The organism is Thermanaerosceptrum fracticalcis, assembly GCF_000746025.2.
Classification (GTDB): domain Bacteria; phylum Bacillota; class Peptococcia; order DRI-13; family DRI-13; genus Thermanaerosceptrum; species Thermanaerosceptrum fracticalcis.
The window spans coordinates 977666-993948 of the sequence record NZ_CP045798.1 but is presented as its reverse complement, the minus strand read 5'-3'; the positions used below and the strand labels follow the sequence as shown (position 1 = coordinate 993948).

Annotated in this window: 18 protein-coding genes; all 18 read left to right on the top strand. The window is 44.5% G+C overall.

From position 1 onward, the window contains the following. Positions 1 to 41: 41 nt before the first annotated feature. Genes fliM through BR63_RS05135 form a run of 18 tightly spaced genes read left to right on the top strand, consistent with a single transcriptional unit; the run spans position 42 to position 16282 of the window. Positions 42 to 1037, top strand: a complete 996-nt coding sequence (fliM, locus tag BR63_RS05220) for a flagellar motor switch protein FliM (protein ID WP_034419715.1) — start codon at positions 42 to 44, stop codon at positions 1035 to 1037. Continuing rightward, the gene (fliY, locus tag BR63_RS05215) at positions 1030 to 2142 is read left to right on the top strand and encodes a flagellar motor switch phosphatase FliY (RefSeq protein ID WP_034419717.1); all 1113 of its coding nucleotides are present in this window, start codon (positions 1030 to 1032) and stop codon (positions 2140 to 2142) included. Before fliM ends, fliY begins: the two co-directional genes overlap by 8 nt. A gap of 27 nt (positions 2143 to 2169) precedes the next feature. Beyond that, positions 2170 to 2532 (top strand): response regulator, encoded by a 363-nt coding sequence (locus BR63_RS05210; RefSeq protein ID WP_034419719.1) that lies wholly within the window; start codon positions 2170 to 2172, stop codon positions 2530 to 2532. A gap of 33 nt (positions 2533 to 2565) precedes the next feature. Further along, positions 2566 to 3111 carry a flagellar biosynthetic protein FliO gene (locus BR63_RS05205; RefSeq protein WP_081907973.1) on the top strand — a complete coding sequence of 182 codons (546 nt, stop codon included), beginning with the start codon at positions 2566 to 2568 and terminating at the stop codon, positions 3109 to 3111. Further along, the gene (gene fliP, locus BR63_RS05200) at positions 3104 to 3859 is read left to right on the top strand and encodes a flagellar type III secretion system pore protein FliP (RefSeq protein WP_034419723.1); all 756 of its coding nucleotides are present in this window, start codon (positions 3104 to 3106) and stop codon (positions 3857 to 3859) included. Before BR63_RS05205 ends, fliP begins: the two co-directional genes overlap by 8 nt. 22 nt (positions 3860 to 3881) lie before the next feature. Beyond that, positions 3882 to 4151: a flagellar biosynthesis protein FliQ gene (gene fliQ / locus BR63_RS05195; RefSeq protein ID WP_034419725.1), complete on the top strand. Its 270-nt coding sequence runs from the start codon at positions 3882 to 3884 to the stop codon at positions 4149 to 4151. 16 nt (positions 4152 to 4167) lie between these two features. Continuing rightward, positions 4168 to 4944 carry a flagellar biosynthetic protein FliR gene (fliR, locus tag BR63_RS05190; RefSeq protein ID WP_034419726.1) on the top strand — a complete coding sequence of 259 codons (777 nt, stop codon included), beginning with the start codon at positions 4168 to 4170 and terminating at the stop codon, positions 4942 to 4944. Further along, the gene (flhB, locus tag BR63_RS05185; protein ID WP_034419728.1) at positions 4941 to 6020 is read left to right on the top strand and encodes a flagellar biosynthesis protein FlhB; all 1080 of its coding nucleotides are present in this window, start codon (positions 4941 to 4943) and stop codon (positions 6018 to 6020) included. Before fliR ends, flhB begins: the two co-directional genes overlap by 4 nt. Before the next feature lie 11 nt (positions 6021 to 6031). Then, on the top strand, positions 6032 to 8089 hold the full coding sequence (gene flhA, locus BR63_RS05180; protein WP_034419729.1) for a flagellar biosynthesis protein FlhA: 2058 nt from the start codon (positions 6032 to 6034) through the stop codon (positions 8087 to 8089). Further along, positions 8090 to 9250, top strand: a complete 1161-nt coding sequence (flhF, locus tag BR63_RS05175; RefSeq protein WP_034419731.1) for a flagellar biosynthesis GTPase FlhF — start codon at positions 8090 to 8092, stop codon at positions 9248 to 9250. It begins immediately after the preceding gene. A 6-nt stretch (positions 9251 to 9256) separates the two neighbouring features. Next, complete coding sequence (locus BR63_RS05170) at positions 9257 to 10144, top strand: MinD/ParA family protein (protein ID WP_034419732.1); 888 nt, start codon at positions 9257 to 9259, stop codon at positions 10142 to 10144. Positions 10145 to 10163: 19 nt separating this feature from the next. Beyond that, entirely contained in the window at positions 10164 to 10826 is a 663-nt protein-coding gene (locus tag BR63_RS05165; RefSeq protein WP_034419733.1) for a flagellar brake protein, read from the top strand. Next, positions 10827 to 11888, top strand: a complete 1062-nt coding sequence (locus tag BR63_RS05160) for a protein-glutamate methylesterase/protein-glutamine glutaminase (protein WP_034419734.1) — start codon at positions 10827 to 10829, stop codon at positions 11886 to 11888. Between the two features lie 16 nt (positions 11889 to 11904). Continuing rightward, a complete protein-coding gene (locus BR63_RS05155) occupies positions 11905 to 13902 on the top strand; it encodes a chemotaxis protein CheA (protein ID WP_034419735.1) in 1998 nt (665 codons plus the stop codon). Positions 13903 to 13915: 13 nt separating this feature from the next. Next, a complete protein-coding gene (locus tag BR63_RS05150; RefSeq protein ID WP_034419736.1) occupies positions 13916 to 14377 on the top strand; it encodes a chemotaxis protein CheW in 462 nt (153 codons plus the stop codon). Between the two features lie 16 nt (positions 14378 to 14393). Then, positions 14394 to 15008, top strand: coding sequence for a chemotaxis protein CheC (locus BR63_RS05145; protein ID WP_034419737.1), 615 nt, complete (start codon positions 14394 to 14396; stop codon positions 15006 to 15008). Beyond that, positions 15008 to 15496, top strand: coding sequence for a chemotaxis protein CheD (locus BR63_RS05140; RefSeq protein WP_034419738.1), 489 nt, complete (start codon positions 15008 to 15010; stop codon positions 15494 to 15496). The genes BR63_RS05145 and BR63_RS05140 overlap by 1 nt, the downstream gene beginning before the upstream one ends. A gap of 15 nt (positions 15497 to 15511) precedes the next feature. After that, positions 15512 to 16282 (top strand): FliA/WhiG family RNA polymerase sigma factor, encoded by a 771-nt coding sequence (locus BR63_RS05135; RefSeq protein WP_034419739.1) that lies wholly within the window; start codon positions 15512 to 15514, stop codon positions 16280 to 16282. Position 16283: the final 1 nt, after the last annotated feature.

The window sequence follows — 16283 nt, the reverse complement described above, 5'->3', positions numbered from 1 at the left end:
ATATACTAATCTAGCTGTGCGGCTGCGTGGGAGGTGAGTAAGTGAGTGAGGTTTTATCCCAATCGGAAATAGATGCGTTATTGTCAGCCCTGCAGTCGGGGGAAGTTGACGTTGAAGCAATTCGTGAAGAACAAAACACAAAAAAAATCAGGGTTTACGATTTCCGCCGTCCCAATAAATTTTCTAAAGACCAGTTGAATACGATAGAAGTCATTTATGATAATTTCTGTCGACTCCTCACAACCCTGCTTTCGGGCAGCCTGCGGACCCGGGTAATGGTCAAGGTGGCTTCGGTGGAACAGGTAACCTATGAGGAATTTACCCGTTCCATACCAAACCCAACCATTTTAAATATTTTTAGTCTAGCTCCTTTGGAAGGAAAGGCCATCCTGGAAATTAACCCCGTTATCGGCTTCAGTATTATCGACAGGCTGTTCGGCGGACCGGGCTTTAGTACAATTAAAGGCAGACCCCTTACCGAAATCGAAAAAACCGTCATGGAAAGAATCGTAGAAAAAATTCTTTCCCTCTTTACAGAAACCTGGGCCAGTCTGATTCATGTAGACGCCTTTTTAGAAAACATCGAGATTAACCCCCAATTCACCCAAATTGTTTCGCCTCTGGAGATGGTGGTTATCATTACTCTCAATACCCAGATAGGGGAAACGGAAGGCTTAATCAACATTTGTTTGCCTTGTTTAATGCTGGAGACCCTTTCGGGCAAACTGAACACGAAATTTTGGTTTACTACAAATATTAAAGCCCAGCATCAGGACAGCTCCAAGTTTATTCAGAAAGTGGTGGAAAAAGCCAGGATTCCTCTCACGGCTGTACTAGGTAAAACCAGTCTTACCGTAAAAGAATTATTGGAACTCCAGGTGGGAGATGTCATAGATTTGGAAAGAAAAAAGGACTCTGAGATTGAAATTTATGCCGGGTCGCGTTTGAAATTCTATGGCAAACCTGGTTTGTTGGGCAGCAAGCTGGCTGTGCAAATCAGCAGGATTCAACAGGAGGGGAGTGAGGATAATGAGTAGCATTCTGTCTCAAGAGGAGATAGATGCCCTGTTAAGGGGAACTGTGACCCCGAATACTTCTACAAATGAAATACTTCCTGATACGTTAAGTGATTTGGAAAAAGATGCCTTAGGTGAGCTGGCCAATATCTCCATGGGATCGGCGGCAACTACCTTGTCTTACCTGCTAGGGAAAAAAGTTGAAATTACTACACCGCAGATTTCCATCACAAATCTGCGGGCCATCAGAGAAAATTACCCCAAACCCTATGTGGTGGTTGATGTGAAATATACCCATGGTTTAAAAGGATCTAACGTTCTTGTGATCCATACCTACGATGCGGGAGTCATTGTTGACTTAATGATGGGGGGGGATGGCAGTAACCCTCCTCTGGAGCTTACAGATCTACATATCAGCGCCGTGAGCGAAGCCATGAACCAAATGATGGGTTCTGCGGCCACTTCTATGTCCCAGATGTTGAATAAACGTATCGATATCTCGCCCCCGACTCTGGATTTAATTGACCTGCGGGAACAGGACATTATGGGAGGGTATCCCGACAGCCTGGTGAAAATATCTTTTCGGGTTGTCATCCAGGGTCTGGTAGACAGTGAGATGATGCAGTTAATCCCCGTACCTTTCGCCAAGGATATGGTGGCTGAACTTCTGGGTACAAATGATATGTCCAAATATCAACCCAAGCAAAAACCGGTACAAAATGAATTCACGAAAAAGGCGGAGCCCGTATCACAACCCTATATCCCCGAACATAAACCGGCGCCGGAAACACCGTCGCAGGCCCATGTTTCCGTTTCTCAGGTGCAATTTGCGCAGTTGCATCATGAAATGAACCCGATGAATGTACCACCCAATCTTAACTTGATCATGGATGTCAGTCTCCAGTTATCAGTTGAGCTGGGCCGTACCCATAAAAAGATTAGGGAAATTTTAGAATTGACCTCAGGTTCCATTATAGAATTGGATAAACTGGCCGGTGAACCTGTGGATATCCTGGTAAACGGAAAGCTCTTGGCAAAAGGTGAAGTTGTTGTTATTGATGAAAACTTTGGTGTAAGGGTTACAGAAATTGTTTCACCTATGGAAAGGGTAAAAAATTTACAATAGACATGATGAATTAAAGGAGGAGCACAAATGGGATTCAAAATACTGATTGTTGATGACGCAGCTTTTATGAGGATGATGTTAAAAGACATCCTGACAAAAAACGGCTATGATGTGATAGGTGAAGCTGAAAATGGACAAATTGCCGTGGATAAATATAAAGACCTGCGCCCCGACCTGGTCACCATGGATATTACGATGCCTGAACTTGATGGGATATCGGCGGTAAAAAAGATCAAGCAGTTTGATCCTAATGCCCGTATCGTCATGTGCAGTGCCATGGGGCAGCAGGCTATGGTAATCGATGCTATTCAAGCTGGAGCCAGAGACTTTATCGTAAAACCCTTCCAGCCTGAGAGAGTACTGGAAGCTGTCAAAAAAGCCTTAGGTTAAGGCGACTCGGTTTTGCCGTAAAGGGGAGTTAGTGTGTACAGGAGCATAATGATGGACTTTTTTCCTTTCATATTGACTGCACAGAGTGATCCTTCGACACAGGAGATTGCAAAACTTCCCAGTGTGGCAGGGTTATTTTTCCGCATTATCATAAGTCTTGCGCTTATTCTTTTATTAACCTACGGAATTCTTAAGCTTCTTAAAAAACAGCAAACTCTGGAGCAGAGACAGAAAGGCTGGATTGAAATCTACGACTATCAAGCCTTAGGTATGAACAGAGGCATCTATCTGATGCAAATCTTCTCCAGGATTTATGTTGTCGGGGTAAGTGAGGGGCAAATCAACATTTTACAAGAAATCGAACCCGACAACACTACCTGGCTGGAATTAAAAGACAGTATGATGAATCCTCCGAAACCCCTGAAAGGCGGTTTGTTCAGGATGAAGGAGCTCTGGAAAACTCTTGGCCAAGGTTCGGGGAAAGATGAAACAAACTCCTTTGAACGGCAGTTAAAAGAGCAAATTGATCGTGCCCATCGTTTGACACGTATGGTAAAAAGAGGAGAGCACGATGAGTAGGATGAAGAAACTTTTCATAGTCACGATAGTTTTATTGGTCCTGATATCTTCCACAGCATTAGCTGCTCCCTTACCTATTCCCAAAATAGGTATTGATGTGGGTACGTCGGAGAAACCCCAGGATATTGCTCTAAGCTTACAGATTCTGGCCCTTTTAACCATCTTAAGCTTAGCCCCGGCTATCCTTATTCTGATGACAGCCTTTACCCGGATTATTGTAGTCTTTTCTTTTCTCAGAAACGCCCTGGCTACGCAGCAAATGCCGCCCAACCAGGTGTTAATTGGACTGGCACTCTTCTTAACCTTTTTTGTCATGGCTCCCGTCTGGAACGAAGTAAATCAAAATGCTCTGCAGCCATATCTTAGGGGAGCTATTACGCAAGAAGAAGCCTTAACCAAAGGGATGACTCCGCTCCGTGATTTTATGGTCAAACAGACCAGGGAGAAAGATTTGGCCTTATTCGTTAACTTGGCTAAAATGAATAAGCCTAATAGTATTCAGGAAGTTCCCACTTACGTGATCATTCCCGCTTTTGCCATCAGTGAGTTAAAAACCGCTTTCCAAATAGGCTTTATCATCTATATTCCTTTTATAGTCATTGATATGGTTGTCTCCAGCACCTTAATGTCTATGGGTATGATGATGCTCCCGCCTATGATGATCTCACTACCCTTTAAGTTGCTCCTGTTTATCCTGGTGGATGGCTGGAACCTGGTAGTGCAAACCTTGATCATGAGCTTCCGTTAGTCTGATGAGGAGGATAGAACCCATGTCTCAGGAGTTTATTATTTATTTAGGCCGGGAAGCTGTTTACACTATTCTCCTTTTGGCAGGGCCACTCTTAGGAGCCAGTCTCCTTATCGGCCTTTTGGTGAGCATTTTCCAGGCTACCACCCAAATTCAGGAACAAACGTTGACTTTTGTGCCCAAGATCGTGGTAGTGTTCTTGAGTTTAATCATTTTCGGCCCCTGGATGCTCAATTTATTAATTGCCTTTACCAGCAATCTCTTTGCAGTTATACCCAGGTTGATGTATTAATATTTAAGGAAGTAGTATGGACATTTTGACAATTTTTTTACAGGAAAATGACAAGTTCTTGATCCTCTTAGCACGTCTTTCTGGTTTGGCCTTTGCCCCGATTTTCAGTACGAGGGGTATTCCGGCTCTCTGGAAAGGTGCCCTGGCCTTAATTTTATCCTTCCTGGCCTGGAGACTGGGAGTTGCTGATGATTTTAGTGTCCCGGAAAGTTTTCTGGCCTATACCGTCATATTTATCTCTGAGTTTTTAATCGGTTTTGCCCTGGCCCTCACGACACAGTTTTTCTTTGCCGCTGTTCAGTTGGCAGGACAAATTATTGATACCCAAATGGGTTTTGGTATTGTCAATGTCATTGACCCCATGAGTGGTACGCAAGCTCCCCTGTTGGGTAATTTTAAATACATCCTGGCGCTCTTAGTATACCTGCAGATAGACGGTCATCACCTGTTTTTGCAAGCCCTTTTCGAAAGTTTTCAGGTAATCCCCATTGGCAGTCTCTCGCTTCGTCCGGAATTTTACCAAAGTATGATTAGTTTATTCGGCAATATCTTTGAACTTGGCTTTAAGTTATCCCTACCGCTGGTGGGCGCACTCCTGGCTGCTGATTTTATCCTGGGGATTATGTCCAGGACCGTTCCCCAAATGAATATCTTCATGGTTGGCATGCCCGCTAAAATCGTTTTGGGTTTTGCCATTCTCATCGTCGTCATTCCCTTTTATGTTTATCTTTTAAATGCAATGCTTACGGATTTAATTCAACAAACCTATAAGATCATGAGTGTTCTGGTATGATAAATCATTTCAAAATCAATTTACAGCTTTTTGCCGGGGAAAAAACGGAAAAAGCCACGCCGCGCAGAAGAGAGGAAGCCAGAAAAAAGGGGCAGGTCAGTAAAAGTAATGAGATCATTACTGTTATCGTTCTGACCTTGTCGCTTCTGGTGCTTAAGATGTGGCTTCCCCAGATGATGGTAGAATTCAAAGCATTTTTTGCTAATGTTTTTAACTACGCTGGAAATGACCTGACGGTAGAAAATGCCTCACTTTTGATCTATGAGGTACTGTTATTAACTTTGAAAATGGTAGGTCCTGTTGTTCTCACGGCTTTAGTGGCGGGATATGTGGCCAATGTGGGTCAGGTTGGTTTCCTTTTTACCACAGAACCCTTAAAGTTTGATTTAAACAGGATAAATCCCATCTCCGGTTTAAAACGGATTCTATCCAAGCGGGCCTTGGCTGAACTGGTAAAGTCTGTTTTAAAGACTGTTTTAGTGGGTTTTATTGCTGTTTCTTTTCTGCTGGAACAGCTTCCCCGCCTCACCGTCTTAATGGATTATCCCCTCATGAGCGCCATCACGGTGGTGGGTGATGTCATCTTCTCTGCTCTTTGGCGCATTATCCTTGTTTTGTTGGTACTTGCTGTGCTTGATTTTGCTTACCAGCGCTATGAATATGAGCAATCGTTAAAAATGAGCAAACAGGAGATTAAAGAGGAGTATAAAACCATCGAAGGAGACCCCCTGTTAAAGGCAAAAATAAAAGAACGGCAGCGCCAGCTGGCCACCCGGCGTATGATGCACGATGTGCCTAAAGCCACAGTTGTGATTACGAACCCTACGCACTACGCCGTAGCCTTACAGTACACAGAAAACATGAGTGCACCCGTAGTCGTGGCGAAAGGGCAGGACCAGATCGCCCTGAAGATTAAAGAAATCGCCCGGGAAAATAACGTGGTGATGGTAGAGAATAAACCTCTGGCCAGGTTATTGTATCAGAAAGTGGAAATAGGAGAGGCCATTCCCGCCGAATTATATCAGGCTGTAGCGGAGGTACTGGCCTATGTTTATAGAATGAAGCGGCGAACTTAGGAGAGAAAACAATGTCAACAACCCCTCTAACCCATAAATTAATGCGGCATACCGATATTATCGTAGCAGTAGGGATTATTGCTATGGTCATCATGATGATTATTCCGCTGAATCCCCGGCTGCTCGATGTCTTGCTGGTCTTCAATATCACCTGCTCCCTGGTTATTCTCCTGGTAGCTATGTACAACAAGGAACCCCTGGACTTTTCCGTATTTCCTTCTTTACTTCTGGTAATGACCTTGTATCGTTTGTCCTTAAATGTTTCCTCCACGCGTTTGATCTTACTGGAGGGTAATGCCGGGGAAGTGATACAGCAATTTGGTCAATTCGTGGTGGGAGGAAACCCTTTTGTTGGCTTGGTTATCTTTTTAATTTTGATTGTTATTCAATTTATTGTTATCACCAAAGGTGCCGAACGTGTAGCAGAGGTAGCGGCGCGGTTTACACTGGATGCTATGCCCGGTAAACAAATGAGCATCGATGCTGACTTAAATGCCGGTCTGATTTCCGAAGATGAAGCCAGGAAAAGAAGAATGACCATTCAACGGGAAGCCGATTTCTATGGTGCCATGGATGGTGCCAGTAAGTTTGTGAAAGGAGATGCCATTGCCGGTATTGTGATTACCATCATCAATATTCTGGGAGGCATGGCAGTGGGGCTCCTCCAAAAAGAAATGGGCAGTATTACGGAGGTAGCTAAAGTGTATACTTTGCTCACCGTGGGTGACGGACTGGTCAGCCAGATACCGGCATTACTCCTGTCCACTGCCACAGGCATTATTGTGACCCGGGCTGCTTCAGATAACAGTTTGGGGGATGATTTAACGGCACAAGTCTTTTCCCAGCCCAAAGTGCTGTCTATTGCTGCCGGTGTCCTTCTTTTCCTGGGGCTTGTTCCCGGTTTGCCCAAACTGCCCTTTTTCTTATTAGGTTTTGGTTTGGCTGCCTTGGCCTATATCATGTATCAAGCGAAGCGGACTATTCTCCGGGAGGAAGCCCAAGAAGCGGAGAAAGCGGAAGTGGCTGAAATCAAAAAGCCCGACAGTGTCTACTCACTTCTCCAGTTGGATCCCATAGAGTTAGAAATGGGATACGGGTTGATCCCCTTAGTGGATACGCAGCAAGGGGGAGATCTTCTGGAAAGGGTAGTCATGATCAGGCGCCAGTGTGCCGTGGAATTGGGCCTGGTGATCCCGCCTATCCGCATACGTGATAACATGCAGCTTGTGCCTAATACATATTTGCTGAAATTGAAAGGTGTCCCTTTAGCCCGGGGTGAAATAATGCTGAATCATTATCTGGCCATGGGAGGAGACGCTGAGCTGCCGGGTATACCCACCCGGGAACCTGCTTTTGGCTTACCTGCCAAATGGATCAGCGAGTCAGTGCGGGAGCAGGCGGAACTCCTCGGTTTTACCGTGGTTGATCCTCCCTCGGTACTTGCCACCCATTTGACAGAGTTCCTGAAAAACAACGCCGCGGATATCTTGAGCAGGCAAGATATAAAAGTTTTACTGGATAATGTGAAAAAAGAATATCCTGCTGTGGTGGAGGAAGTTGTACCCAATGTCCTTTCCTTGGCCGATGTACATAAAGTCCTTGCTAACCTGTTAAGGGAGCGCATTCCCATTAGAGATATGGTCTCTATCCTGGAAGCATTGGGAGATTGGGGTACTGTCACCAAGGATACGGATATTTTGACGGAATATGTGCGGCAAAAATTAGCAAGGCAGATTGGCCAGCTTTATAGTGATGAAGAAGGTAAATTATATTGTATTACCCTGGACCCAAGGGTGGAAGAAATAGTGAAGGATAGCATAAAGATGAGCGAACATGGCACCTATCTTGCCATAAATCCTGCCACTGCCCAGGATATTATCCGGCAGTTAACGGGGCTTATGGAAAAAACAGGGCATTTAGGCAAACAACTGGTGGTTTTGGTTAACCCAATAATTAGGCCTTATTTTCGCAAACTAATCGAACGGGTAGCCCCCAGTCTTCCCGTAGTGTCTTATAATGAAATACCCGGCCACCTGGAGGTAGAATCAGTGGGGATGGTGAAGATTTAAATGCGGGTTAAACGTTTCGTGGCCACAAATATGCAGGAAGCCATGGCAAAGGTTAAAAACGAAATGGGTAATGATGCTGTCATTCTTCATACTCGCCACTTTAAAGAAGGGGGATTCCTGGGGCTTTTTGCCAAAAACTATGTGGAAGTGACGGCCGCCCTGGAACAGCCTAAACCTAATCTGCAGCCGGTATTTCAGGTTGCCAAATCCTTGGTAACCAGGGATGAAGACAGGAGCGACTCCGAAACAAACCCAAGCGTGCCCCTGGTCAAGACCTCCTCACTTCTCACTTATGAATTAAAAGAAATGAAAGATTTAATGCAGGAGATGGTAGAGCAAATTGAGCAGGTCGCTCAAATGCCCCAGTTTCCCAGGCTAGGACAGAATTTATACCAGCGTCTAATCAAACAAGAAGTTGAAGATAAAATCGCCAGGAAAATTGTAAAAACAATGCTGCAGCAAGTAACCCTGCAGCCCCAGCTTACACCGGAACAGTTAGAGCATATTTTCTTAACCAATATTTTGAAATCTCTCAAAAAAAGTAAACCCATTGCCTTAGGAAAAGACAGGCAAAAGAGACCTTTACTCTGTGCTCTGGTAGGTCCTACCGGTGTGGGCAAAACCACTACCATCGCCAAACTGGCCGCCATGTATGCCATTATGGAACGCAAAAAGGTGGCTCTGGTTACGGTCGATACTTATCGTATCGCAGCTGTGGAGCAGTTAAAAACAGTAGGAGAAATTATGGGTGTACCCGTTAGGGTTGTGTTTACCCCGCAAAATTTACGAGAATGTCTCGGGGAGCTTACGGATAAAGATATTATTTTCCTGGATACGGCGGGACGCAGCCATAAAAATGTCATGCAGATTACGGAACTAAAAAGTTACCTGGAAATAGCCAATCCTGATCATACTTTTCTAGTACTTTCCAGTACGGCCAAATACCAGGATATGCTGGAGATCATCAATACCTATCTGGATTTAAATATCAACCGTTTGATTTTCACCAAATTGGATGAAACATCCAGCTTTGGCCCTATCTATAACATAGCCTGCCGCAGCAAGCTCCCCCTTTCTTATTTTACAACGGGGCAGAATATTCCTGATGATATTGAGATAGCCGACCCCATCAAACTTGCTCAATTGTTGGTAAAGGAGTAACCAGTTATGAACAATCAGGCCGAAAATCTACGTTTATTAGCGCAGCGTATGAAAAGCAATTTACAGGCCCAGATAAATGGTGAGACAAAGATAACCAGAGTCATAACGGTTACCAGCGGTAAGGGCGGGGTAGGTAAGTCCAATTTCACGGTAAACTTAGGCATTGCCTTATGTGAATTGGGACAGAAGGTAATCATTTTAGATGCGGATTTGGGCCTGGCCAATATAGATGTAATTTTGGGGATATCCCCCGCCTATAATCTGGCTCACGTCATGGCGGGGGAACAAACCATCAAGGAAATCCTGTGCGAGGGACCCAAAGGTGTGAAAATTATCCCCGGTGGTTCCGGCATGCATGAATTAGCCAATTTAAAGGACTGGCAGCTGGAACATTTTCTTGCCAAGCTGAGCCAACTGGAAGGAGATGCGGATATTCTCCTCATTGACACAGGTGCGGGGCTTTCCCGCAGTGTCTTAAGCTTTGCCCTGGCGGCCGATGAAATCATCGTAATTACCACTCCTGAGCCTACAGCCCTTACTGATGCCTATGGGCTTATTAAAACTATTCGCCAGCAGCGCTATCAGGGTAAAGTTAATCTCGTGGTGAACAGGGTTTTTTCTTCTGCCGAAGCCAATGTTGCCTATAATAAACTGAAAATAGTTGTAAATCGCTTCCTGAAGTATTCTTTAGATTTTTTGGGGTATATCAATGAAGATCCCAAAGTAGCTCAGGCTGTCAGAGAGCAGCAGCCTTTTGCTCTTGCTTTTCCCCACACACAGGCTACCCATGACATTTATTTAATGGCGGCAAAAATTTGTAACCAGGAGTATAAACCTCCCCTTTACCATGGCGTGAAAGGCTTCTTTCATAAGGTTGCAAACTTTTTGAAATAGATGAAAATAGGTGAGCGGCATGGATATTACGAAGGTGCTCAAGGTCAATCAACTGATACAAATTGAAGTAAGGGATGAAACCGGTGAAACAGAACGGTACCCTAGCCGCGTGGAGAATATCGGCGAAACGGAAATAATTGTCGTTGCACCCATCAGAGACAGGGTGACCATTCCTGTTTGCGTTGATACAACTCTGAACATTATACTGTGGGATAATTCTGCCGCTTATAACTTCACAACTAAAGTTATCAATAGAAGCAATTCCCGTATCCCCTTATTGCACCTGGCCATTCCCGGTAAAATTAATAAAATACAACAGCGGGATTTTGTCCGGGTGCCTGTAAGCCTGGAGGCTGTCGTAAGTTTTGTGCATCACCATTTTGGTTACCAGGAAATAAAATGCGTGACCAGGGATATCAGTGGTGGCGGCGTGATGCTGATTTTTACAAAGTCCCCCAAACTTGTTAAAGGTAATGAGGTTGATATTGCTTTTACTCTGGAAAATGAGGAAATCAGGGCCCGTGGCAAAGTGGCATGGCTCAGTCTGGAAACAGACGCAAGTGGAATCCAGCGATATTTTGTTGGTATAAAATTTACATGTATTTCAGAAAAGGCCAGGGGTCGTATTATTAAATATGTTTTCCAACGCCAAATAGAGCTGAGAAAAAGGGGGCTGCTATGATTGCATAATACAGGGGAAAAGATACGGGTTTTGGTGGCCGATGATTCAGCTTTCATGCGGAAAGTTTTGAGCGATATCATCAACAGCGATTCAGACCTCGAAGTGGTGGGAACAGCCCGTAACGGTGAGGAAGCATTACAGAAGGCTTTAACCCTGCAACCTGACGTCATTACCCTGGATGTGGAGATGCCGGTGCTGGACGGGCTTTCTACCCTTGAGAAAATCATGGAACAGTACCCTGTACCGGTGATCATGCTGTCTGCCTTAACCAGGGCAGGAGCCAGTGCTACCATCAGTGCCCTGGAAAGAGGGGCAGTTGATTTTTTAGCCAAACCGGGAGGGTCTATTTCTTTAGATATAGGCAAATCCAAAGAAGAAATCAACAATAAAATAAGAATGGCCGCGGAAATACCGCGGCATAAATGCAAAAACTGCCGGCAAGATTCCTTAGGCTTGCAGAAAAAGAATTATATAAACAGAACCTTCTCCCCTAACGTCTTTACCCTGGTAGCCATCGGTACATCTACCGGTGGACCTAAAGCGTTACACGAGGTGATCAGCAGGATACCAGCCGACTTAAATGCGGCCCTGTTTATTGTCCAGCATATGCCCCCGGGTTTCACCAAATCTCTGGCGCAGCGCTTGGATTCCATTTCACCCTTAGCAATCAAAGAAGCAGAAGAGGGAGATGAGGTAAAAAACGGTTTTGCTTACATAGCGCCGGGTAATTACCACATGGAAGTGCTGCCAAGACAGGAAAAATTATTTATCCATTTACATCAAGGACCAAATGTCAATGGCCACAGGCCCTCAGTCGATGTCCTCATGCACTCTGTAGCCAGGATTAATGCCCCAAAGGTTGGTGTGATTATGACGGGCATGGGCCATGATGGTGCCCAGGGAATGCTGGCCCTCAAAAAGGCAGGTGCCATTAATATAGGAGAAAGCCCTGAAACATGCGTCGTTTACGGTATGCCCAAAGCCGCTATGCAGTTGGGTGCTGTTGATTATGAAGTGCCCGTTCAGGAGATAGCAGAGAGAATTGTACAAGCCCTGAGATAAAATGGAGGTGTTATTTATGGATATGAATCAATACTTAGACTTATTTTTGGAAGAATCCCTGGAACATTTACAAAACCTAAACCAAAGCCTGCTTGCTCTGGAGAATAATCCGGAAAGGTTAGACCTGCTGGATGAAATTTTCCGCGCAGCCCACACCTTAAAAGGCATGTCGGCAACCATGGGATATAATTCCATTGCACAATTGACGCACCAAATGGAAAACCTCCTGGATAAGTTACGGGAAAGAAAGTTGTCTTTAAGCCCGGAAATTATTGATACCCTCTTTCAATGTGTCGATGCCCTGGAAGAAATGGTGGGCAGCATTAGAGAAGGAAGGGAACCTCAAACAGCCATTGGCCAACTGGCAGCAGGCTTGGCTCTTTTGGAAAAAGGCGAGAGTAAACATGCGCTCATAAAACAAAATGTAGAATCCCCTGCCCCCACGGCAGATGTCTCTATTCAGTTTAATGAATATGAAAAGAATTTAATTAATGCCGCCTTAGAAAAGGGCTATCATGCCTACCAGCTGCAAATCCATATTGATGAGCAGTGTTTAATGAAAGGCGTCAGGGCCTTTATGGTTTTTCGCAACCTGGAAACTGTCGGTGAGATTATTGCCTCCCGCCCCAGTGTGCAGGATATTGAAGACGAAAAGTTCGATAACCACATTACCGTTGTCCTTGTTACACACCAGAAAGAAACTGAAATCAAAACCCAGCTGGATGTCATCTCTGAAGTAAAACTGGCCAACATTACTCCCCTTGGTTCGTATAAACCCAGTTCTCAGCCCTATGAAGAAATTCCAGGAACCAATAGCAATAACAACATCGTCAAAGAGGAAAATAAAATAAATAACAATAAAAAACAGAGAATACACCAGACGGTAAGGGTAGATATTGGGCGTTTAGACAAACTGATGAGTCTCGTCGGTGAATTAGTCATTAACAAAACCCGCCTGGAACAAATTCATTTAACCAATAACACCATGGGATTGAATGAAACCATTGAACAGATTGACCGGATTGCCACAGACCTGCAAAACGTGGTACAAAATGTGCGAATGGTCTCAATTGAACAAGTGTTTAACAGATTTCCCCGGATGGTGCGGGATTTAGCCAAAGAATTAGGTAAAGAAGTAAACCTTATCCTGGAAGGAAAGGAAACTGAATTAGACCGTACAGTGATTGACGAAATTGGTGATCCCCTGGTTCATTTGATTCGCAATGCCATCGACCATGGCCTGGAATCTCCCGAAGAAAGGGTCAAGGCCAACAAAAATAGGGAAGGAATGTTAAAACTGGCGGCGCGCCATGAAGGAAACCAGGTGGTGATTGTGGTAGAGGATGACGGTAAGGGTATTAATGTCAATGCGGTAAGGGAAATGGCCCTTAAGAACGGCCTGGTTACGCCTGCCCAGGTAGAAAATATGGATGACCAGGCCATTGTCAATCTTGTCTTTGAACCGGGTTTTTCTACGGCTCAAACTATTACGGATATCTCAGGCCGCGGTGTGGGCCTCGATGTGGTTAAGAGTAGGATTCAGGCCTTAAGTGGGCAAGTTCATTTAGAAACGAAACAGAGCCAAGGTACTAAATTTGTGATTAAACTTCCCTTAACCCTTGCCATTATCCAGTCCTTATTGGTCAAGGTACAAGAGGAAACCTTTGCCATACCTCTTGGCAATATTGATGAAACGACTAACCTGGAAGCAGATCATATCAAAAATATTCAGGGACAAAAGGTCATGGTTTTAAGAGGTAAAGTCCTGCCCCTATTATTTATTAAAAATCTCCTGGCAGTACCCGGCCATAAGGAACAGCATGAGCTGTATGTGGTTGTCGTGAGAAAAGGTGAGCAGCAGGTGGGCTTAGTAGTTGATGAACTCATTGGACAGCAGGAGATCGTCATCAATTCCCTGGGCAAGTTACTCACCGGTTTACCGGGTATAGCCGGTGCCTCCATTCTGGGTGATGGCAAAGTTTCCTTAATTCTTGATATCGGGACTTTATTCTAAGGAGGATTTTCTCATGAATGATAAGAATCAAGGGAATATAGCAGATGAAATTCAACTGGTGGCCTTTAAATTGGGGAACGAAGAATATGCTGTCGACATTTTAGCTGTACAGGAAATCATACGCTGGACACATATCACACGGGTTCCCAAGGCTCCTCCCTTTGTTAAGGGTGTTATCAATTTACGGGGCACGGTCATACCTGTTATTGATTCCCACAAGCGTTTTAATCTTCCCCAGGTAGAAACCACTGATACCGCCCGAATCATTGTTTTTCGCCTGGAAGACGTGACTGTTGGTCTTACCGTAGATCTGGTTACGGAAGTAATACGCCTTTCTTTTGAGCAAATAGAAAAACCCCAAAGTGTCGGAGGCATAAATGATCAATTTGTCAAAGGAATTGGTAAAATCGCCGATCGCCTGCTGATTATCCTTGATTTAGATAGAGTATTGGATTTCAGTATAGAGCAGCAATGAGGATAGGAGCGATAAAATGAAAGACTTTAGTGAGCTCAATGCCATTCAGCTCGATGCCCTTAAAGAAATCAGCAATATTGGAGCCGGTAATGCCGCCACTTCTCTTTCTCTCATGCTGGGGAGAAAAATTGATATGAGCGTTCCCAAAGCCAATATTGCCCCCTTTAATCAGATTATGAATTATCTTGGCGGGGCGGAATCAGAAGTTGCCGGCGGCTACATGAGGGTGGACGGAGAATCACCCATGGGGATTCTCTTTCTCATTCCTAAAGATCAGGTGTATTTTTTTATCGACCTCATTTTCGGACAACCCCTGGGAACTACTCAGGATTTAAATGAGATGCATTTTTCGGCCCTCAAAGAAATCGTCAATATTTTGGCCGGTTCTTACCTCAATGCCCTTTCCGCTTTTACGCAGCAAGTGTATTCGCCCTCGGTTCCCGCCCTGGCCATTGATATGGCCGGAGCCATCCTGGGCGATGTTCTCCAGCAAATAGGTGAATTTAGCGACTATGCCTTAGTCATAGAAAACGTGTTTATTGAACAAGAAAGGCATATCAACGGGCACTTCTTTTTATTACCCGAACCCAAAACCTTGGAGTTATTATTGCGTACGCTGGGAGTGTTATGATGACGACAGAACCCATAAAAGTGGGGATGGCCGATTTAAGAGCTGCACCGGCCCCCCTTACGTTAATTACAACGGGATTGGGGTCATGCGTGGGAGTTTGTTTATGGGACCCTATTATGAAGGTGGGAGGACTGGCCCATATTATGCTGCCCGACAGTACCCAGTCTCGCAGTATACAAAATAAAGCCAAATATGCTGATACGGGAGTTACCCTTTTAATAGAAGAGATGGTTAAACTGGGAGCTGTAAAGTCCCGCCTGGTGGCCAAAATTGCCGGTGGCGCCCAGATGTTCAATTTTCCTGGGGCAAGTAACGTCATGCGGATTGGTGAACGTAATACAGAAGCAGTGAAAAAGTGTCTCGAACAGGAGAAAATAAGAATTTTGGCGGAAGATACGGGGGGCAATTTCGGTAGAACCATTGAATTCTCTACGACCGATGGTCAGCTGTTGATTAAAACCATCAGTAAAGGAGAAAAAGTTGTCTAGACAGGGGAGTCTAAAATGAAATCAGAACCTTATGAACTTTGGTTGAATTACGTGAATGACAAAAACCCTGCACTCAAAGAACAACTTATTTTACATTATGTAACACTGGTACAGAAAATCGCCAACAAGGTTTCTTATTACCTGCCATCCCATATTACGAAAGAGGACCTTTTCAGCTATGGAATCTTTGGCCTTCTGGAAGCCATAGATCGTTATGATCCTAAACTGGGTATTCCCTTTCCCGTCTTTGCCGGAAAAAGAATAAAAGGTGCCATTATTGACGGGGTAAGGAAGGAAGATTGGATCCCCGTAAATATTCGCCGCCAGGCAAGACTTTTGGAACAGACCTATCAAAAATTAGAAATGAAGCTTGCACGTAATGCCACCGATGAAGAGGTAGCGGCGGAATTAAACATAACTCCGGAAGAACTGGAACGCTGGTTGAAAAATACCCATTTATTCACCATAATCTCTTTGGATGAACCTGTTACGGAAGGGCAGGAAATATCATTAAAAGATAATCTTACGGATAATGTTAGTCTAAATCCTGTACAAATAGCGGAGAATAACGAAATTAAAATGATCCTGGCCAAAGCGGTGGAAGAACTGCCTGAAAAGGAAAAACTTGTGATCAGTCTTTTTTACTATCATGATCTAAACAATAAAGAGATTGCCCGTGTCTTAGAGCTGTCAGATGCCAGGGTATCACAAATACATACGAAAGCCATTTTTCGCCTGCGGGGTAAGCTTTCCAGAATGAAAAAAACGTTATTAGGATTAGGGTAAG

Coding starts and splice junctions, on each gene's coding strand:
- fliP (WP_034419723.1), top strand. CDS start 3,104: ATGAGTAGGATGAAGAAACTTTTCATAGTCACGATAGTTTTATTGGTC.
- flhF (WP_034419731.1), top strand. CDS start 8,090: ATGCGGGTTAAACGTTTCGTGGCCACAAATATGCAGGAAGCCATGGCA.
- BR63_RS05140 (WP_034419738.1), top strand. CDS start 15,008: ATGACGACAGAACCCATAAAAGTGGGGATGGCCGATTTAAGAGCTGCA.
- BR63_RS05145 (WP_034419737.1), top strand. CDS start 14,394: ATGAAAGACTTTAGTGAGCTCAATGCCATTCAGCTCGATGCCCTTAAA.
- BR63_RS05170 (WP_034419732.1), top strand. CDS start 9,257: ATGAACAATCAGGCCGAAAATCTACGTTTATTAGCGCAGCGTATGAAA.
- BR63_RS05150 (WP_034419736.1), top strand. CDS start 13,916: ATGAATGATAAGAATCAAGGGAATATAGCAGATGAAATTCAACTGGTG.
- fliR (WP_034419726.1), top strand. CDS start 4,168: ATGGACATTTTGACAATTTTTTTACAGGAAAATGACAAGTTCTTGATC.
- BR63_RS05210 (WP_034419719.1), top strand. CDS start 2,170: ATGGGATTCAAAATACTGATTGTTGATGACGCAGCTTTTATGAGGATG.
- fliY (WP_034419717.1), top strand. CDS start 1,030: ATGAGTAGCATTCTGTCTCAAGAGGAGATAGATGCCCTGTTAAGGGGA.
- flhB (WP_034419728.1), top strand. CDS start 4,941: ATGATAAATCATTTCAAAATCAATTTACAGCTTTTTGCCGGGGAAAAA.
- flhA (WP_034419729.1), top strand. CDS start 6,032: ATGTCAACAACCCCTCTAACCCATAAATTAATGCGGCATACCGATATT.
- BR63_RS05165 (WP_034419733.1), top strand. CDS start 10,164: ATGGATATTACGAAGGTGCTCAAGGTCAATCAACTGATACAAATTGAA.
- fliQ (WP_034419725.1), top strand. CDS start 3,882: ATGTCTCAGGAGTTTATTATTTATTTAGGCCGGGAAGCTGTTTACACT.
- BR63_RS05135 (WP_034419739.1), top strand. CDS start 15,512: ATGAAATCAGAACCTTATGAACTTTGGTTGAATTACGTGAATGACAAA.
- BR63_RS05155 (WP_034419735.1), top strand. CDS start 11,905: ATGGATATGAATCAATACTTAGACTTATTTTTGGAAGAATCCCTGGAA.